Raw genomic sequence first — 15,824 nt, 5'->3', positions numbered from 1 at the left:
TCTGGGCTGTTTCCCTTTCGACTACGGATCTTAGCACTCGCAGTCTGACTGCCGATTATATCTCGTTGGCATTCGGAGTTTATCTGAGATTGGTAATCCGGGATGGACCCCTCACCCAAACAGTGCTCTACCTCCAAGAGACTTAACATCGACGCTAGCCCTAAAGCTATTTCGGAGAGAACCAGCTATCTCCAAGTTCGTTTGGAATTTCTCCGCTACCCACAAGTCATCCAAGCACTTTTCAACGTGCCCTGGTTCGGTCCTCCAGTGAGTTTTACCTCACCTTCAACCTGCTCATGGGTAGGTCACATGGTTTCGGGTCTACAACATGATACTATGGCGCCCTATTAAGACTCGGTTTCCCTACGGCTCCGTCTCTTCAACTTAACCTCGCATCATATCGTAACTCGCCGGTTCATTCTACAAAAGGCACGCTCTCACCCATTAACGGGCTCGAACTTGTTGTAGGCACACGGTTTCAGGTTCTATTTCACTCCCCTCCCGGGGTGCTTTTCACCTTTCCCTCACGGTACTGGTTCACTATCGGTCACTAGAGAGTATTTAGGGTTGGGAGATGGTCCTCCCAGATTCCGACGAGATTTCGCGTGTCTCGCCGTACTCAGGATACTGCTAAGGTTAATCTATCATTTTAAATACGAGGCTGTTACTCTCTTTGGCTTACCTTCCCAGGTAATTCTTCTATAATGATTAATCCTATATCGCAGTCCTACAACCCCGAAGTGTAAACACTTCGGTTTGCCCTCCTGCCGTTTCGCTCGCCGCTACTAAGGCAATCGCTTTTGCTTTCTCTTCCTGCAGCTACTTAGATGTTTCAGTTCACTGCGTCTTCCTTCTCATATCCTTAACAGATATGGATACTAGTCATTAACTAGTGGGTTCCCCCATTCGGACATCTCTGGATCAGCGCTTACTTACAGCTCCCCAAAGCATTTCGTCGTTAGTCACGTCCTTCTTCGGCTTCTAGTGCCAAGGCATCCACCGTGCGCCCTTATTAACTTAACCTTATTAAACTAGTTTCTTTAAAACTAGAAAACTCATTAAATATTCACAGCGTTTTCGGTTTATTTTCTTGTTACTTTCTACAATCTATTTCTAGATCGTGGAATTTGATATAGATATTCAATTTTCAATGAACAATTTGAACCTTTCGATTCAATGGAGCCTAGCGGGATCGAACCGCTGACCTCCTGCGTGCAAAGCAGGCGCTCTCCCAGCTGAGCTAAGGCCCCACAAGACCTCTCAAAACTAAACAAGACGCAAATGGCAGGTTTCCTTATCCTTAGAAAGGAGGTGATCCAGCCGCACCTTCCGATACGGCTACCTTGTTACGACTTCACCCCAATCATCTATCCCACCTTAGGCGGCTGGCTCCTAAAAGGTTACCTCACCGACTTCGGGTGTTACAAACTCTCGTGGTGTGACGGGCGGTGTGTACAAGGCCCGGGAACGTATTCACCGCGGCGTGCTGATCCGCGATTACTAGCGATTCCGACTTCATGTAGGCGAGTTGCAGCCTACAATCCGAACTGAGATTGGCTTTAAGAGATTAGCTTGCCGTCACCGGCTTGCGACTCGTTGTACCAACCATTGTAGCACGTGTGTAGCCCAGGTCATAAGGGGCATGATGATTTGACGTCATCCCCACCTTCCTCCGGTTTATTACCGGCAGTCTCGCTAGAGTGCCCAACTTAATGATGGCAACTAACAATAGGGGTTGCGCTCGTTGCGGGACTTAACCCAACATCTCACGACACGAGCTGACGACAACCATGCACCACCTGTCACTTCTGCTCCGAAGAGAAAGCCTATCTCTAGGCCGGTCAGAAGGATGTCAAGACCTGGTAAGGTTCTTCGCGTTGCTTCGAATTAAACCACATGCTCCACCGCTTGTGCGGGCCCCCGTCAATTCCTTTGAGTTTCAACCTTGCGGTCGTACTCCCCAGGCGGAGTGCTTAATGCGTTAGCTGCGGCACTAAGCCCCGGAAAGGGCCTAACACCTAGCACTCATCGTTTACGGCGTGGACTACCAGGGTATCTAATCCTGTTTGCTCCCCACGCTTTCGAGCCTCAGCGTCAGTTACAGACCAGAGAGCCGCTTTCGCCACCGGTGTTCCTCCATATATCTACGCATTTCACCGCTACACATGGAATTCCACTCTCCCCTTCTGCACTCAAGTCCTCCAGTTTCCAAAGCGTACAATGGTTAAGCCACTGCCTTTAACTTCAGACTTAAAGAACCGCCTGCGCTCGCTTTACGCCCAATAAATCCGGACAACGCTCGGGACCTACGTATTACCGCGGCTGCTGGCACGTAGTTAGCCGTCCCTTTCTGGTTAGTTACCGTCACTTGGTAGATTTTCCACTCCTACCAACGTTCTTCTCTAACAACAGAGCTTTACGATCCGAAAACCTTCTTCACTCACGCGGCGTTGCTCGGTCAGACTTCCGTCCATTGCCGAAGATTCCCTACTGCTGCCTCCCGTAGGAGTCTGGGCCGTGTCTCAGTCCCAGTGTGGCCGATCACCCTCTCAGGTCGGCTATGTATCGTTGCCTTGGTGAGCCTTTACCTCACCAACTAGCTAATACAACGCAGGTCCATCTCACAGTGAAGCAATTGCTCCTTTTAAATAACTAACATGTGTTAATTACTCTTATGCGGTATTAGCTATCGTTTCCAATAGTTATCCCCCGCTATGAGGCAGGTTACCTACGCGTTACTCACCCGTTCGCAACTCATCAGTCTAGTGTAAACACCAAACCTCAGCGTTCTACTTGCATGTATTAGGCACGCCGCCAGCGTTCGTCCTGAGCCAGGATCAAACTCTCATTAAAAGTTTGAGCTTTGCTCTTTTCTGTCTCGCTGACAGATTTATTGTTTTTTGTCATTGACGGATTTACAATGTAAATCCACCCTGCACATTCGTTCGTCTTGTTCAGTTTTCAAAGGTCTTTGCCTCTCTTGAGACAACTTCTATATTCTAGCAAACTTATTCTGCTTTGTCAACCACTTTTTTTAAGTTGTTAACTACGCGCTACTAGAAACTGCTCTCTCGAGACAACTTATTTAGTTTACTACATCATCTCTTACTTTGTCAACTCTTTTTTCATACTTTTTCTACATTTTCTGAAAATGTAGATCGGGCGCAAGCTTAACGATTCTTTTTAAAATCATTAAATTTTAAAACAAATTTCAGACATATTGCCAAAGTTTTGATATTATTACTATAATATAGTTTGTAGAGGAGAATAATATGGGCCAAGAACCTATCATCGAATATCAAAATATCAATAAAGTGTATGGGGAAAATGTTGCGGTTGAAGATATTAACCTTAAAATTTACCCTGGTGATTTCGTTTGTTTCATCGGTACGAGTGGATCAGGTAAAACAACATTAATGCGTATGGTTAACCATATGTTAAAACCAACAAATGGTACTCTATTATTTAAGGGAAAAGATATCTCTACTATTAACCCCATTGAATTAAGACGCAGAATTGGATATGTTATCCAAAACATTGGTTTAATGCCTCATATGACCATTTACGAAAATATAGTTCTTGTACCAAAATTATTGAAATGGTCAGAAGAAGCTAAAAGAGCTAAAGCAAGGGAACTTATTAAATTAGTTGAATTACCCGAAGAATATTTGGATCGCTACCCTAGTGAGTTGTCTGGCGGTCAGCAACAACGTATCGGTGTCATTCGCGCTCTTGCAGCAGACCAAGATATTATTTTAATGGATGAGCCTTTTGGAGCTCTGGATCCTATTACTAGAGAAGGTATTCAAGACTTAGTCAAGTCTCTTCAGGAAGAAATGGGGAAAACTATCATCTTAGTTACTCATGATATGGATGAAGCCCTCAAGTTAGCAACAAAAATTATTGTTATGGACAATGGTAAAATGGTCCAAGAAGGGACACCCAATGATCTCTTACATCATCCTGCTACTAGTTTCGTTGAACAAATGATTGGAGAAGAGCGTCTCCTTCATGCGCAGGCTGATATTACTCCTGTTAAACAGATAATGTTAAATAATCCTGTTTCAATAACTACTGAAAAAACACTAACTGAAGCTATTACACTAATGCGCCAAAAACGCGTTGACTCACTTCTAGTAACCGATAACGGTAAATTAATTGGTTTTATTGACTTAGAATCTCTAAGCAGTAAATATAAGAAAGATCGACTTGTTTCTGATATCTTAAAACATACTGATTTTTATGTTATGGAAGACGACTTACTTAGAAATACTGCTGAGCGTATTTTAAAACGTGGTTTAAAATACGCTCCAGTTGTTGACCATGAGAATAACTTAAAGGGCATTGTTACTCGTGCATCCCTAGTTGATATGTTATACGATATTATTTGGGGCGATACTGAAACGGAGGATCAATAATGGTCAATTTCTTATCACAGTATGGCATGCAAATATTAGTAAAAACATGGGAACAAGTCTATATCTCATTTTTTGCTATAGCACTTGGGATTGCAATTGCTGTTCCATTGGGTGTGGTCTTAACACGTTTTCCCAAAGTAGCCAAAATTATCATTGCTATAGCTAGCATGCTACAAACTATACCAAGTTTAGCCTTATTAGCTTTAATGATTCCATTGTTTGGAATTGGAAAAGTCCCAGCTATCGTTGCTTTATTTATTTATTCCTTGCTTCCTATACTAAGGAATACTTATATAGGTATGAATAATGTCAATCCAACACTTAAAGATTGTGCTAAAGGGATGGGAATGAAACCTATTCAATCTATATTTCAAGTTGAGTTACCTTTAGCTACTCCAATTATTATGGCTGGTATTCGCTTGTCTACTATTTATGTTATTGCTTGGGCTACATTAGCTTCTTATATAGGTGCAGGTGGACTTGGTGATCTCATTTTTAGCGGGTTAAATCTTTTTCAGCCCAAATTAATTCTAGGGGGCACAATTCCTGTTATTATCCTGTCACTTATTATAGATTATCTTTTAGGATTACTGGAAACAGCTCTAACGCCCAGAACAACAAGAAGGGAGGCTTAGATATGCTTAAAAAATCGCACTTTTTACAGATATTTACACTTTGCTTAGCCCTCTTAACGATTTCTGGTTGTCAATTAACCGATACTAAAAAACCTGGTCATACCACAATTAAGGTTGCTGCCCAAAGTTCTACAGAGTCTAGTATCATGGCAAATATTGTCACCGAATTAATTCATCACGAATTAGGATACAACACAACTTTAATAAGCAATCTTGGTTCCTCTACGGTTACTCACCAAGCTTTGCTCCGTGGTGATGCTGACATTGCTGCCACACGTTATACAGGAACAGACATCACAGGAACTCTTGGCTTAAAAGCTGTTAAAGACCCTAAAGAAGCTTCTAAGATTGTAAAAACTGAATTCCAAAAACGCTACAATCAAACTTGGTATCCTACTTATGGTTTTTCTGATACTTATGCATTCATGGTTACTAAAGAGTTTGCCAGACAGAATAAAATCACCAAGATCTCTGATCTCAAAAAGTTATCAACAACTATGAAGGCAGGGGTTGATAGTTCATGGATGAATCGCGAGGGAGATGGATACACTGATTTCGCTAAAACATACGGTTTTGAATTTTCACATATTTACCCTATGCAAATTGGCTTAGTCTATGATGCGGTTGAAAGTAACAAAATGCAATCTGTATTAGGCTACTCCACTGACGGTCGTATTTCGAGCTATGATTTAGAAATTTTAAGGGATGATAAAAAATTCTTTCCTCCTTATGAAGCCTCTATGGTTGTCAACAATTCTATCATCAAAAAAGATCCTAAACTAAAAAAATTACTCCATCGACTCGATGGTAAAATCAATTTAAAAACGATGCAAAACCTTAATTATATGGTAGATGATAAACTTTTAGAACCTTCAGTTGTTGCCAAACAATTTTTAGAAAAAAACCATTATTTTAGAGGAGATAAATAAATGAAACAAATGAATACTTTCCAACAATTTATCTACTACTTCCAACATAATGGTAGTTATATCTTAGAACAATTTATCCACCACTTTTTAATTTCAATTTACGGCGTTATTTTAGCTGCAATTGTTGGTATCCCTCTAGGTATCTTCATCGCTAGACGTGGTAAAATTAAAACCTTTGTTATGGGAATCGCAAATGTCATCCAAACCATTCCTTCTTTAGCTATGATCTCTATCATTATGTTAGGTCTAGGGCTAGGTATTAAAACAGTAGTTGCAACTGTCTTTCTTTATTCTCTTCTGCCAATCATCACAAATACTTACACTGGTATTAGAAATGTTGACTCCGACTTACTAGATGCTGCTAAAGGAATGGGCATGACTAAGCGTCAACGTTTATTTATGGTTGAGTTACCACTATCTATTTCTGTTATCATGGCTGGACTTAGAAATGCCCTTGTTGTAGCAATTGGTATTACAGCCATTGGTGCTTTCGTCGGTGGAGGCGGACTTGGAGATATCATCATAAGAGGAACTAATGCAACAAATGGTGGTGCTATTATCTTAGCAGGATCTCTTCCAACAGCCCTTATGGCAATTTTCTCTGATTTAATCCTAGGCGGTATCCAACGCATGCTTGAACCAAGAAAATAACTATTAAAAACTTGTCAGTAGAGACAAGTTTTTTTGATGTTTCAGAATAATTTCTTAAGTTCTAAAATTGTTTTTTACTATAGCTAAATCCTAATCCTCCCAATATAGCAATGGCACATCCTATAACAATAAAGCTAACATTTGATAAGGCAAATGAAAAGATAGTCATAAATAGTGTTCCTATAGGCATAAACATAATAGCAATAGTAAATATAGTCGACATCACACGCCCCATATACGCTTCATCGACCCTGATTTGTACCTGACTGAAAAAATGAATATTAAACATTGTCAGAAGACTATTAAAAAGAAAACTACCACTGTAAGATATCCATATCGGTAATTCAAATAGAGATGGGAATCCCATAACTATGACTCCCAAACTACTGAATACTAGCATAGATAGCATAGAATTAATACTAGATTTAATTTTTCTAGCAATAAGCGCTCCAATAATTGATCCGATAGCTGATATACTAAGTATTGTTGCATAAGCACCTGAAGTTTTCAATAGGGAGTTAGTAAAAGGTAAAAGATAATTGAACATTGCTAGGAAAGTGTTTAATAAAGCAGCAATAATTAGAAAAAACATAATTTCTTTTTCTTTTTTGATGTAAGTAAATCCATCTGCAATATCAGCTAAAATATTTTTTATCGCTACCTTTTCTTGTTTTGAAAGCTGTACCCTTTCCACTTTAATAGCATAAAGAAACAGGAAAGAGATCAAAAAAGTAATCGCATCAACAATTAAAGTAATCCTAATACCAAAATTATTAAAAATAAGGAAACCTAAAACAGGGGAACTTACACTAATAATTTGCACAATGGTTTCCAGATTAGCATTATAGGTAATGATATCAGCTTTATCTACTATTTCAGGAATATAAGATTTATAAGCCGGAGAAGAAAAAGCATTGGAAACCGCTAAGATAGCATTAGCAACTATTAGACCATACACCATTACTTTATCATCTCCAATAAAAGAAAGTAAGAAACACATGATAGCACAGATAGCATCTGTTATTAGTAAAATTTTTCTTCGTTGAAAGCGATCAGCTAAGGCGCCTCCAAAAGGGTTGAGGACAATAGAAACCAACAACTCTACTATCTGATAAATACCTAAAATCTTTTGTCCTAGACCACCTATCGAAGCAATCCAAGTACTATTTCCATAATCATAAAGCACATCACCAAGTTTACTGACTGCTCGACTAGATAGTAATTTTATACCATTAATATTCATAATTCCCTCCTTAGTTCGACATTATAGCAAACCAAAAGGAGAAATATTAAAAAATCCCATAAATGGGATTTTTTATAATCTTGTTACCCTATTAAAGTGTTCCTGAAAATTTTCAACATGATGTTTAGAACCAATTGCTTGGAAGCAAAAAATAGCTTGCTTCATGCTTTGTATTCCTCGACTATCCCCTTTAGCATAGGCAAGAAATCCTTTTTCATAGAGTAAAATAATACGGTGATAAGCATTCCGCTCATTATTTAAAAGTGCTTCAACTTTCTCTAGAAAAAACGTTGCTTCTTCTAGAGCGCGCCGTTCTATTAGTGTCTCTACCACATTTAGGAGGGTTGCTTCGACAACATTGCGGTTTGTATAAATATCTCGATAATATTCCTTTTGATTGATAACCTCTTTAACAAGTTGGCAAATATGCCTTGTGTTGTAATACCGGTAAAGATTTCCAATCAAAATATAGTCACTAATTTCCCAACTATCCTTTTGAAAGAGGTAATCCGACAAAAAGCAAAGGTCTTCTTCCGACATTTTTCTTGAGGAGTCATATTCACATATCATTCCTCTAAAAAGAACTATGTTTAAACGACAACGTATATCTGAACTATCCTTTTTTAGTTTACCTTCTTCCACAGAAATCATCTTTTCTAACCCAGCTACGTCTCTTTGATAATGATATTGAGCCATCTGAGACATTACTGATCAGATTTTTGATATTTATTTACTCTATCCATAAATTCGCTAATTGATAAATCAATTGCCTCTAAAGCCCCTAAAAATTTTGTTAATGATAAATCTGATTCACCCCTCTCAAATCGTGATAACTGAGAAACAGAAAGTTCATTTGAAGCAACCTGTTTAAGAGAAAACTGTCGATTAAGTCGAAATTCCCTAAAAATAGGGCCATATATAAACATTAGTATTCCTTTCTAACCGTAATCTCATTGGTAAACTTATGAGGTAATTTCAATAATTTATATTTACCAACTTTAACCAATATATGAGCTGATATATAGTCATTTTCTTTTATTTGTAATATCATATCACAAGTTCTTCTAAATCAACATATGTTAATTTATCTGGGAATTTTTCTCGTAAGGTTACTTTCATATATTGAGTACTTACCATACAAAATTCCTCCATCATATACTCTTTTTTTCAATTATAAATTAAAATAGAATCATCTCATCTAACTTTGTCATTGCCTTTGTGCTATTTAAAGTAGTTATTTAAATTTACAATGGTTTCTCAAGTATTTAGAAGTTTTAAAAATGACTTTAGGACAATTTTTGAATATTACACAAAAAACACCCCATGGTGTGAACCATGAAGTGCTTCCAATCGCTGATATATAGGTATATATTAACGTTTTGAGGATTGTGATGCTTTACGGGCTTTTTTTAAACCTGGTTTTCTCTGACAACTGTAATATATGGTGTTATATGGTATAAACTAGCTAAAAATCAACAATTTATATCCCAAAAGTGCACTATGTATTACAATATGTTCGCGGAGGGGTTATCAAAAGGTTATCAAAAAATTTGTTTTCGGGGCTTATAAAATAAAGAAATTAATTATTTATAATTTGATTGAGATACTTATCATTTTTATCTATTGCTTTACCAAAATGTAAATAATAAACTTTGTTATCCTTCATGTAAAATGTTATGTCTTCTAATCCAACTTGATTATTTTCATATCTATAATAACTATCAGGATAGTAAGCTTCCTCAACATTTTCACTCGATTATAAATCATCATAACTACCTTTATTTAAATCTACCTGTGCCTTTACTTTTTCCCAAAATTGTCCTACAAGTCCAGTGTCAATTTGGTTTTTTATCGTTTTTATTGATGATTTAGCAGTCTCAGAAATATCATCAATCTTTTCACTATAAGTCGTCTTAATAGAATCAGCTTCTTCTACTATTTCCGGGGCATGGACAAACCTTACTAAAGCTTTTTGAATTTGCTTTTTGAATTCTTTGTCTTCTTTGGTTCCTTTCAATACAGCGCCTATTAAACTCATTTATTGCCTCTTTCACTTTATAGTCCATCTAAATTAGTAGTATTTTCTTCCTTCTAAACTAGAAATGTCATTTTCTAATTTTACTCGGTCTTTTAGAAACTGTGTCCGACTATTTTCCTCTTGGACAATGATAGTCTGTTTATAGTTTTCATATTCATCAATTAATTCCATTTGATAACTTTCAATTATTCGATTTAAACTCATAAAAGTCGAACCATCTGAATCATTTTGTCTCAAAAAGTGACTTGTCTCTTCATAGACTTCTTGTAAATAAGTCTCTAACTCGTTCTTTTTATCCTCAAGGCTATATAATTTATCTTCTATCTCCATATTTTCGCGATGATAATTATCTTCCAATTTCCCTAGGTTTATTTTTAGACTATTAATTTTGTTTTCATTTTGATCTAGTATTGTGACCATTCCTTAAATTCTCCTGCTAATTTGGAGTCCTCTTCTAGCAATTTTTGGACACCAGATTCAATTTGTTTTTGAAGATTAGTATATGAAGTTGTGATCTCTTGTGCATTAGTAACTTTTTCATCAAAGAAAGTTTCAATTGGTGTTACTATGGTGTCCTCTCTAACTCCACCCGCACTATATGCATCAGCTAATTCTTCTGGACTTAAATCTGTTATACCAGGAGGCATCACTTTAGTTTTTGCAAATAGTTCTGATGCTTTTTCTTTAGCTAATTCAGCATTCTTCTTGATATCATCAGAAGCTGTTTGAGATGCCGTGGTTAAACCGTTAGCAATAAATATAGCCTGTTCAGAATCTAAATATACTTTTTCACTATGACTAAGTTTGCCTCCAGATTTTTTTAATTTAGCTTTAGCTTTTTGAAAATGAACTTCTTCATAAAGAACAGACTGAACAGCTGGTGACTTAGGATTTACGATGTTACCTTTTTCATCTTTTAACTGACCATCATCAGTAAATTTCCAACTCTCTATTTTATGACTTTTACCATTTACCCATTTCACGGTACCATAACCTTTATCATCTAGTTTATTAAAATCGTTCCACCAAGTTACATTATCCTCTTTATGTCGAAAATTAGCAAAATATTCAGGATGCTTAGCCATGAATTTTTTTCATCTTCATTTAAAGTGCTATACCTAAACCATCCATTAAATACTGTAGTCGGGATATGATATTTAGCACCTAATTTTAGCATATAAGCAGATTGAGAATAGCCTGAAAGCTGAGTCACAGTCCATTTGTCATGTGACTGTACGTCTTTTAAAAATTTATCAGCTGATTTTAACTGAGTCGAACTTTGATGTGGTTGAGCAGATGAAACTGCGCCAATTAAATCTTTATAATTACTTGAATCCGTTGCGGCGGAAATAACTGCAACACTGTTATAATCTACTTTACCCTTGATAATTGGTGCAACTGCCATACCCTGATAGCCAGACATATCGTCAGGAGAAGTTTTTAATACCTTAAACGCTTTACCCGTCTTTGTTACTATTAAATTTGTTTCATTAGATTTTTTTGGATTAGCTGTTATTATTTTTCCGCCATTTTGTTTCACATAGTTTGGATTTACACTATATACGTTCTCACCTTGATTCAATCTATTTAAATCATACTCGCTATAAGAATATGTCATTATCTTTTTTCCTTTTCTCCTGTAGAAAACTCAACTAAAATATGATTTTTTGTTCTTCCATATTTTTAATTTAAAAATAGCATAAAAATCTAGTTATCCGCATAAAAACTGGACTTATCACACTTTATCAAGGTCAAAACCACTCAATTTACTACTAATTTACTACTTATGAATGAGCTTTGATACGACGATTTATCCTTGAAAAGTGAAGATATAAAGATACTTCCAATAAAATTTGAATATTTAATAGGTAGACACTTCAAAAAATGAGGTGTCTATTTTTTTACCCGATTTTGAAAGGAAGTGAACTTATGAAAACAAAAAATCAAGAATCAAAAGGTCGTTCCCCACTCTTTAAGACCATCAAACATTCATTCAGCCAATAAAAAAGAAAGGATAGGTAAAAATATGGAACTTAAATTTGTGATTCCCAACATGGAAAAAACATTCGGCAATTTAGAATTTGCTGGCGAGGATAAAGTCGTTCAGCGAAGAATCAACGGACGGCTAACTGTCTTATCAAGAAGCTATAATCTCTATTCTGATGTTCAAAGAGCAGATGATATTGTGGTGGTGCTTCCTGCTGAAGCTGGCGAAAAACATTTCGGCTTTGAGGAACGTGTGAAGTTAGTCAATCCACGTATTACCGCAGAGGGCTACAAAATCGGCACTCGTGGTTTTACAAATTACCTTTTACATGCTGACGACATGATAAAAGAATAAAGAAAGAGAGGAAAAATGATGAGATTAGCAAATGGCATTGTATTAGATAAAGACACGACTTTTGGAGAATTGAAATTCTCTGCTCTACGTCGTGAAGTGAGAATCCAAAATGAAGACGGGTCGGTTTCAGATGAAATCAAGGAACGTACCTATGACTTAAAATCCAAAGGACAAGGACGCATGATTCAAGTAAGTATTCCTGCCAGCGTGCCTTTGAAAGAGTTTGATTATAACGCACGGGTGGAACTTATCAATCCCATTGCGGACACCGTTGCTACTGCCACCTATCAAGGAGCAGATGTTGACTGGTATATCAAGGCAGACGATATTGTGCTGACAAAGGATTCTAGTTCATTCAAAGCTCAACCACAAGCAAAGAAAGAACCGACACAAGACAAATAGTCGCTAGGTAGAAAGGAGACTTTTTCGCATGAAACAGCGTGGTAAAAGGATTCGCCCATCTGGTAAAGATTTAGTCTTTCATTTTACGATAGCGTCACTCCTGCCTGTTTTCCTGCTGGTTGTCGGACTGTTTCATGTGAAGACAATCCAGCAGATCAACTGGCAGGATTTTAACCTATCACAAGCAGATAAGATTGACATTCCCTATTTAATTATCAGTTTCAGTGTCGCAATTCTTATCTGCTTGCTGGTAGCGTTTGTATTCAAACGGGTTCGCTATGATACGGTTAAACAACTTTACCACCGTCAAAAACTGGCAAAGATGATACTTGAAAACAAGTGGTATGAATCTGAACAGGTCAAAACAGAGGGTTTCTTTAAAGATAGTGCTGGTCGTACAAAGGAAAAGATAACCTACTTCCCTAAAATGTATTATCGACTTAAAAATGGCTTGATACAGATACGGGTGGAAATCACGCTGGGAAAATATCAAGACCAACTCTTACACTTGGAAAAGAAATTAGAGAGTGGCTTGTACTGTGAGCTGACGGATAAAGAGTTAAAGGATTCCTATGTGGAATATACTTTGCTCTATGACACCATAGCCAGTCGTATTTCTATTGATGAAGTAGAAGCTAAAGATGGTAAACTTCGCTTAATGAAAAACGTATGGTGGGAATATGATAAGCTCCCTCATATGTTGATTGCTGGTGGTACAGGTGGCGGTAAAACTTACTTTATACTGACACTGATTGAAGCCTTGCTTCATACAGATTCAAAACTGTATATTCTTGACCCGAAAAATGCTGACCTTGCGGACTTAGGTTCTGTGATGGCAAATGTCTACTATAGAAAAGAAGACTTGCTTTCTTGCATTGAAACATTCTATGAAGAAATGATGAAACGTAGTGAGGAAATGAAGCAGATGAAGAACTATAAGACTGGCAAAAATTATGCTTACTTAGGTCTCCCGGCACACTTCTTAATCTTTGATGAATACGTCGCTTTCATGGAAATGCTGGGAACAAAAGAAAACACCGCAGTTATGAATAAGCTGAAACAGATTGTCATGTTAGGTCGTCAAGCTGGCTTCTTTCTAATACTGGCTTGTCAACGTCCAGACGCAAAATATTTAGGCGACGGAATCCGTGATCAGTTTAATTTCAGAGTGGCTTTAGGTCGTATGTCTGAAATGGGCTATGGCATGATGTTTGGCAGTGACGTACAAAAGGATTTCTTCTTAAAGCGAATCAAAGGTCGTGGCTATGTTGATGTAGGAACAAGTGTCATATCAGAGTTTTATACTCCCCTTGTACCAAAAGGATATGATTTCTTGGAGGAAATTAAAAAGTTATCCAACAGCAGACAGTCCACGCAGGCGACGTGCGAAGCGGAAGTCGCAGGTGTGGACTGATCTTGCTGGCTGGTGTGGCAATAGCCACGCCAGCACTTAACCCCCCGTATCTAACAGGGGGGTACAAATCGACAGGAAACAGTCAAAAAAACATTAGAAAATCCTTTGGTTACAAGGGATTTACAAAATTTCAGCGTATGTCAAATGGGCTTTAAAAGTTGACATACGCCTTTTTGATTGGAGGGATTTTTACTGAATGAACAAACTTGGTTACAGCATTTAAAAGAAAAACGCTTGGCTTATGGACTATCTCAAAACCGTTTAGCTGTTGCGACTGGTATTACAAGGCAGTATCTAAGCGATATTGAAACAGGAAAAGTCAAGCCATCAGAGGATTTACAGCAGTCCCTTTGGGAAGCTCTGGAACGCTTCAATCCCGACGCTCCCCTTGAAATGCTGTTTGATTATGTAAGGATTCGCTTTCCGACAACAGACGTACAGCAGGTGGTCGAAAACATCTTACAACTGAAACTGTCCTATTTTCTTCATGAGGACTATGGTTTCTATTCTTATTCAGAGCATTATGCTTTAGGCGACATATTCGTCCTTTGCTCCCATGAACTGGACAAAGGAGTTCTGGTGGAATTGAAAGGTCGTGGGTGCAGACAATTTGAAAGCTATCTTCTGGCACAACAAAGAAGCTGGTATGAGTTCTTTATGGACGTTTTGGTGGCTGGCGGTGTGATGAAACGCCTTGACCTTGCCATTAACGATAAGACAGGGATTTTGAATATCCCTGTACTCACTGAAAAGTGCCAACAGGAAGAATGTATCTCCGTCTTCCGCAGTTTTAAAAGCTATCGCAGTGGCGAACTGGTACGCAAAGAGGAAAAGGAATGTATGGGAAACACCCTCTATATCGGTTCATTACAAAGTGAAGTTTATTTCTGTATCTATGAAAAGGACTACGAGCAGTACAAGAAAAATGATATTCCCATTGAAGACGCAGAAGTAAAAAACCGTTTTGAGATTCGATTGAAAAATGAGCGTGCCTATTATGCAGTCCGTGATTTACTCGTCTATGACAATCCAGAGCATACCGCCTTTAAAATTATCAATCGGTATATCCGTTTTGTAGATAAAGACGATTCCAAACCTCGTTCTGATTGGAAACTGAATGAAGAATGGGCTTGGTTTATTGGGAACAATCGTGAACGATTAAAACTAACCACAAAACCAGAGCCTTACTCCTTCCAAAGGACGCTGAACTGGCTATCTCATCAAGTTGCCCCGACCTTAAAGGTTGCGATTAAACTTGATGAAATCAACCAGACGCAGGTTGTAAAAGACATTCTCGACCATGCGAAACTGACAGACCGACACAAGCAGATTTTGAAGCAACAGTCAGTAAAAGAACAGGACGTGATAACAACAAAAAAATAACTCAAATACAAATTCATTGAATATAGAGAGGAGAACATTTTTATGAATTTTGGACAAAACCTTTATAACTGGTTTCTATCAAACGCTCAATCACTGGTGCTTTTAGCAATCGTTGTGATTGGCTTGTATCTTGGCTTCAAGCGTGAGTTTAGCAAACTGATTGGCTTTTTAATTATTGCGATTATTGCGGTTGGCTTAGTCTTCAACGCTGCTGGAGTAAAAGACATTTTACTAGAGCTATTCAATCGCATTATTGGTGCTTAAATAAAACCGTTCTTTTGTGGAATATAAGTGGTTTTCTTATGTTCCGCAAAGGAATGGTACACCAAACGAAGTGCGGTAGGGATTTTTGAATCTCTACAAAGAAAGG

General features: G+C 37.7%; 14 protein-coding genes, 1 tRNA gene, 2 rRNA genes and 2 pseudogenes (1 of these 19 only partly in view). 10 read left to right on the top strand and 9 right to left on the bottom strand.

Annotated features, from left to right (window positions below):
- The 3 genes from A6J68_RS02690 to A6J68_RS02680 form a co-directional block, all read right to left on the bottom strand.
- Window positions 1-1,023 (bottom strand): 23S ribosomal RNA (locus tag A6J68_RS02690) (it extends 1,880 nt beyond the left edge of the window).
- Between the two features lie 154 nt (window positions 1,024-1,177).
- Window positions 1,178-1,250: transfer RNA gene (locus A6J68_RS02685), tRNA-Ala, on the bottom strand.
- Between the two features lie 54 nt (window positions 1,251-1,304).
- Window positions 1,305-2,853 (bottom strand): 16S ribosomal RNA (locus tag A6J68_RS02680).
- The 16S and 23S rRNA genes sit together here with 1 tRNA gene alongside, the layout of an rRNA operon.
- A 419-nt stretch (window positions 2,854-3,272) precedes the next feature.
- On the opposite strand from A6J68_RS02680, the gene A6J68_RS02675 reads away from it, so the two are divergent.
- The 4 genes and pseudogenes from A6J68_RS02675 to A6J68_RS02660 all read left to right on the top strand — a co-directional run bounded on the left by A6J68_RS02675 (window position 3,273) and on the right by A6J68_RS02660 (window position 6,633).
- Window positions 3,273-4,418, top strand: coding sequence for a betaine/proline/choline family ABC transporter ATP-binding protein (locus tag A6J68_RS02675; protein ID WP_000529594.1), 1,146 nt, complete (start codon window positions 3,273-3,275; stop codon window positions 4,416-4,418).
- On the top strand, window positions 4,418-5,053 hold the full coding sequence (locus tag A6J68_RS02670; RefSeq protein WP_000247053.1) for an ABC transporter permease: 636 nt from the start codon (window positions 4,418-4,420) through the stop codon (window positions 5,051-5,053). The genes A6J68_RS02675 and A6J68_RS02670 overlap by 1 nt, the downstream gene beginning before the upstream one ends.
- A gap of 116 nt (window positions 5,054-5,169) precedes the next feature.
- Window positions 5,170-5,982 (top strand): annotated as a pseudogene (locus tag A6J68_RS02665) (osmoprotectant ABC transporter substrate-binding protein); the annotation flags it as partial.
- Complete coding sequence (locus tag A6J68_RS02660; RefSeq protein WP_000812155.1) at window positions 5,983-6,633, top strand: ABC transporter permease; 651 nt, start codon at window positions 5,983-5,985, stop codon at window positions 6,631-6,633.
- A 61-nt stretch (window positions 6,634-6,694) separates the two neighbouring features.
- Here A6J68_RS02660 and A6J68_RS02655 read toward each other — a convergent pair whose 3' ends face one another.
- The 6 genes and pseudogenes from A6J68_RS02655 to A6J68_RS02615 all read right to left on the bottom strand — a co-directional run bounded on the left by A6J68_RS02655 (window position 6,695) and on the right by A6J68_RS02615 (window position 11,532).
- Entirely contained in the window at window positions 6,695-7,876 is a 1,182-nt protein-coding gene (locus tag A6J68_RS02655) for an MFS transporter (protein ID WP_001024511.1), read from the bottom strand.
- Between the two features lie 72 nt (window positions 7,877-7,948).
- Window positions 7,949-8,802, bottom strand: a pseudogene (locus A6J68_RS02650) (MutR family transcriptional regulator).
- 830 nt (window positions 8,803-9,632) lie between these two features.
- The gene (locus tag A6J68_RS02630) at window positions 9,633-9,914 is read right to left on the bottom strand and encodes a hypothetical protein (RefSeq protein WP_000052405.1); all 282 of its coding nucleotides are present in this window, start codon (window positions 9,912-9,914) and stop codon (window positions 9,633-9,635) included.
- 33 nt (window positions 9,915-9,947) lie between these two features.
- The gene (locus A6J68_RS02625) at window positions 9,948-10,334 is read right to left on the bottom strand and encodes a hypothetical protein (protein ID WP_000256356.1); all 387 of its coding nucleotides are present in this window, start codon (window positions 10,332-10,334) and stop codon (window positions 9,948-9,950) included.
- Window positions 10,319-10,999, bottom strand: coding sequence for a hypothetical protein (locus A6J68_RS02620; RefSeq protein WP_001873767.1), 681 nt, complete (start codon window positions 10,997-10,999; stop codon window positions 10,319-10,321). Before A6J68_RS02620 ends, A6J68_RS02625 begins: the two co-directional genes overlap by 16 nt.
- Window positions 10,945-11,532, bottom strand: coding sequence for a hypothetical protein (locus A6J68_RS02615; RefSeq protein ID WP_001873766.1), 588 nt, complete (start codon window positions 11,530-11,532; stop codon window positions 10,945-10,947). The genes A6J68_RS02620 and A6J68_RS02615 overlap by 55 nt, the downstream gene beginning before the upstream one ends.
- A 408-nt stretch (window positions 11,533-11,940) precedes the next feature.
- Here A6J68_RS02615 and A6J68_RS02605 point away from each other — a divergent pair, with 408 nt between their 5' ends.
- Genes A6J68_RS02605 through A6J68_RS02580 form a run of 6 tightly spaced genes read left to right on the top strand, consistent with a single transcriptional unit; the run spans window position 11,941 to window position 15,718 of the window.
- Window positions 11,941-12,255, top strand: a complete 315-nt coding sequence (locus A6J68_RS02605; protein ID WP_000420682.1) for a YdcP family protein — start codon at window positions 11,941-11,943, stop codon at window positions 12,253-12,255.
- Between the two features lie 15 nt (window positions 12,256-12,270).
- Window positions 12,271-12,657, top strand: a complete 387-nt coding sequence (locus tag A6J68_RS02600; RefSeq protein ID WP_000985015.1) for a YdcP family protein — start codon at window positions 12,271-12,273, stop codon at window positions 12,655-12,657.
- Window positions 12,658-12,685: 28 nt separating this feature from the next.
- Entirely contained in the window at window positions 12,686-14,071 is a 1,386-nt protein-coding gene (locus A6J68_RS02595; RefSeq protein ID WP_000813488.1) for an FtsK/SpoIIIE domain-containing protein, read from the top strand.
- Between the two features lie 2 nt (window positions 14,072-14,073).
- Window positions 14,074-14,226: a hypothetical protein gene (locus A6J68_RS02590; protein WP_000879507.1), complete on the top strand. Its 153-nt coding sequence runs from the start codon at window positions 14,074-14,076 to the stop codon at window positions 14,224-14,226.
- A 22-nt stretch (window positions 14,227-14,248) separates the two neighbouring features.
- Window positions 14,249-15,454 (top strand): MobT family relaxase, encoded by a 1,206-nt coding sequence (gene mobT / locus A6J68_RS02585; RefSeq protein ID WP_000398284.1) that lies wholly within the window; start codon window positions 14,249-14,251, stop codon window positions 15,452-15,454.
- A 42-nt stretch (window positions 15,455-15,496) separates the two neighbouring features.
- Entirely contained in the window at window positions 15,497-15,718 is a 222-nt protein-coding gene (locus A6J68_RS02580) for a hypothetical protein (RefSeq protein WP_001009056.1), read from the top strand.
- Window positions 15,719-15,824: the final 106 nt, after the last annotated feature.

Source organism: Streptococcus sp. 'group B' (assembly GCF_002073795.1).
Lineage (GTDB): Bacteria > Bacillota > Bacilli > Lactobacillales > Streptococcaceae > Streptococcus > Streptococcus agalactiae.
The sequence above is the reverse complement of the archived record's forward strand: the minus strand, read 5'-3'. Positions and strand labels throughout refer to the sequence as shown.

Coding starts and splice junctions, on each gene's coding strand:
- A6J68_RS02670 (WP_000247053.1), top strand. CDS start 4,418: ATGGTCAATTTCTTATCACAGTATGGCATGCAAATATTAGTAAAAACA.
- A6J68_RS02655 (WP_001024511.1), bottom strand. CDS start 7,876: ATGAATATTAATGGTATAAAATTACTATCTAGTCGAGCAGTCAGTAAA.
- A6J68_RS02630 (WP_000052405.1), bottom strand. CDS start 9,914: ATGAGTTTAATAGGCGCTGTATTGAAAGGAACCAAAGAAGACAAAGAA.
- A6J68_RS02615 (WP_001873766.1), bottom strand. CDS start 11,532: ATGACATATTCTTATAGCGAGTATGATTTAAATAGATTGAATCAAGGT.
- A6J68_RS02605 (WP_000420682.1), top strand. CDS start 11,941: ATGGAACTTAAATTTGTGATTCCCAACATGGAAAAAACATTCGGCAAT.
- A6J68_RS02660 (WP_000812155.1), top strand. CDS start 5,983: ATGAAACAAATGAATACTTTCCAACAATTTATCTACTACTTCCAACAT.
- A6J68_RS02625 (WP_000256356.1), bottom strand. CDS start 10,334: ATGGTCACAATACTAGATCAAAATGAAAACAAAATTAATAGTCTAAAA.
- A6J68_RS02675 (WP_000529594.1), top strand. CDS start 3,273: ATGGGCCAAGAACCTATCATCGAATATCAAAATATCAATAAAGTGTAT.
- A6J68_RS02580 (WP_001009056.1), top strand. CDS start 15,497: ATGAATTTTGGACAAAACCTTTATAACTGGTTTCTATCAAACGCTCAA.
- A6J68_RS02620 (WP_001873767.1), bottom strand. CDS start 10,999: ATGGCTAAGCATCCTGAATATTTTGCTAATTTTCGACATAAAGAGGAT.
- A6J68_RS02595 (WP_000813488.1), top strand. CDS start 12,686: ATGAAACAGCGTGGTAAAAGGATTCGCCCATCTGGTAAAGATTTAGTC.
- A6J68_RS02600 (WP_000985015.1), top strand. CDS start 12,271: ATGATGAGATTAGCAAATGGCATTGTATTAGATAAAGACACGACTTTT.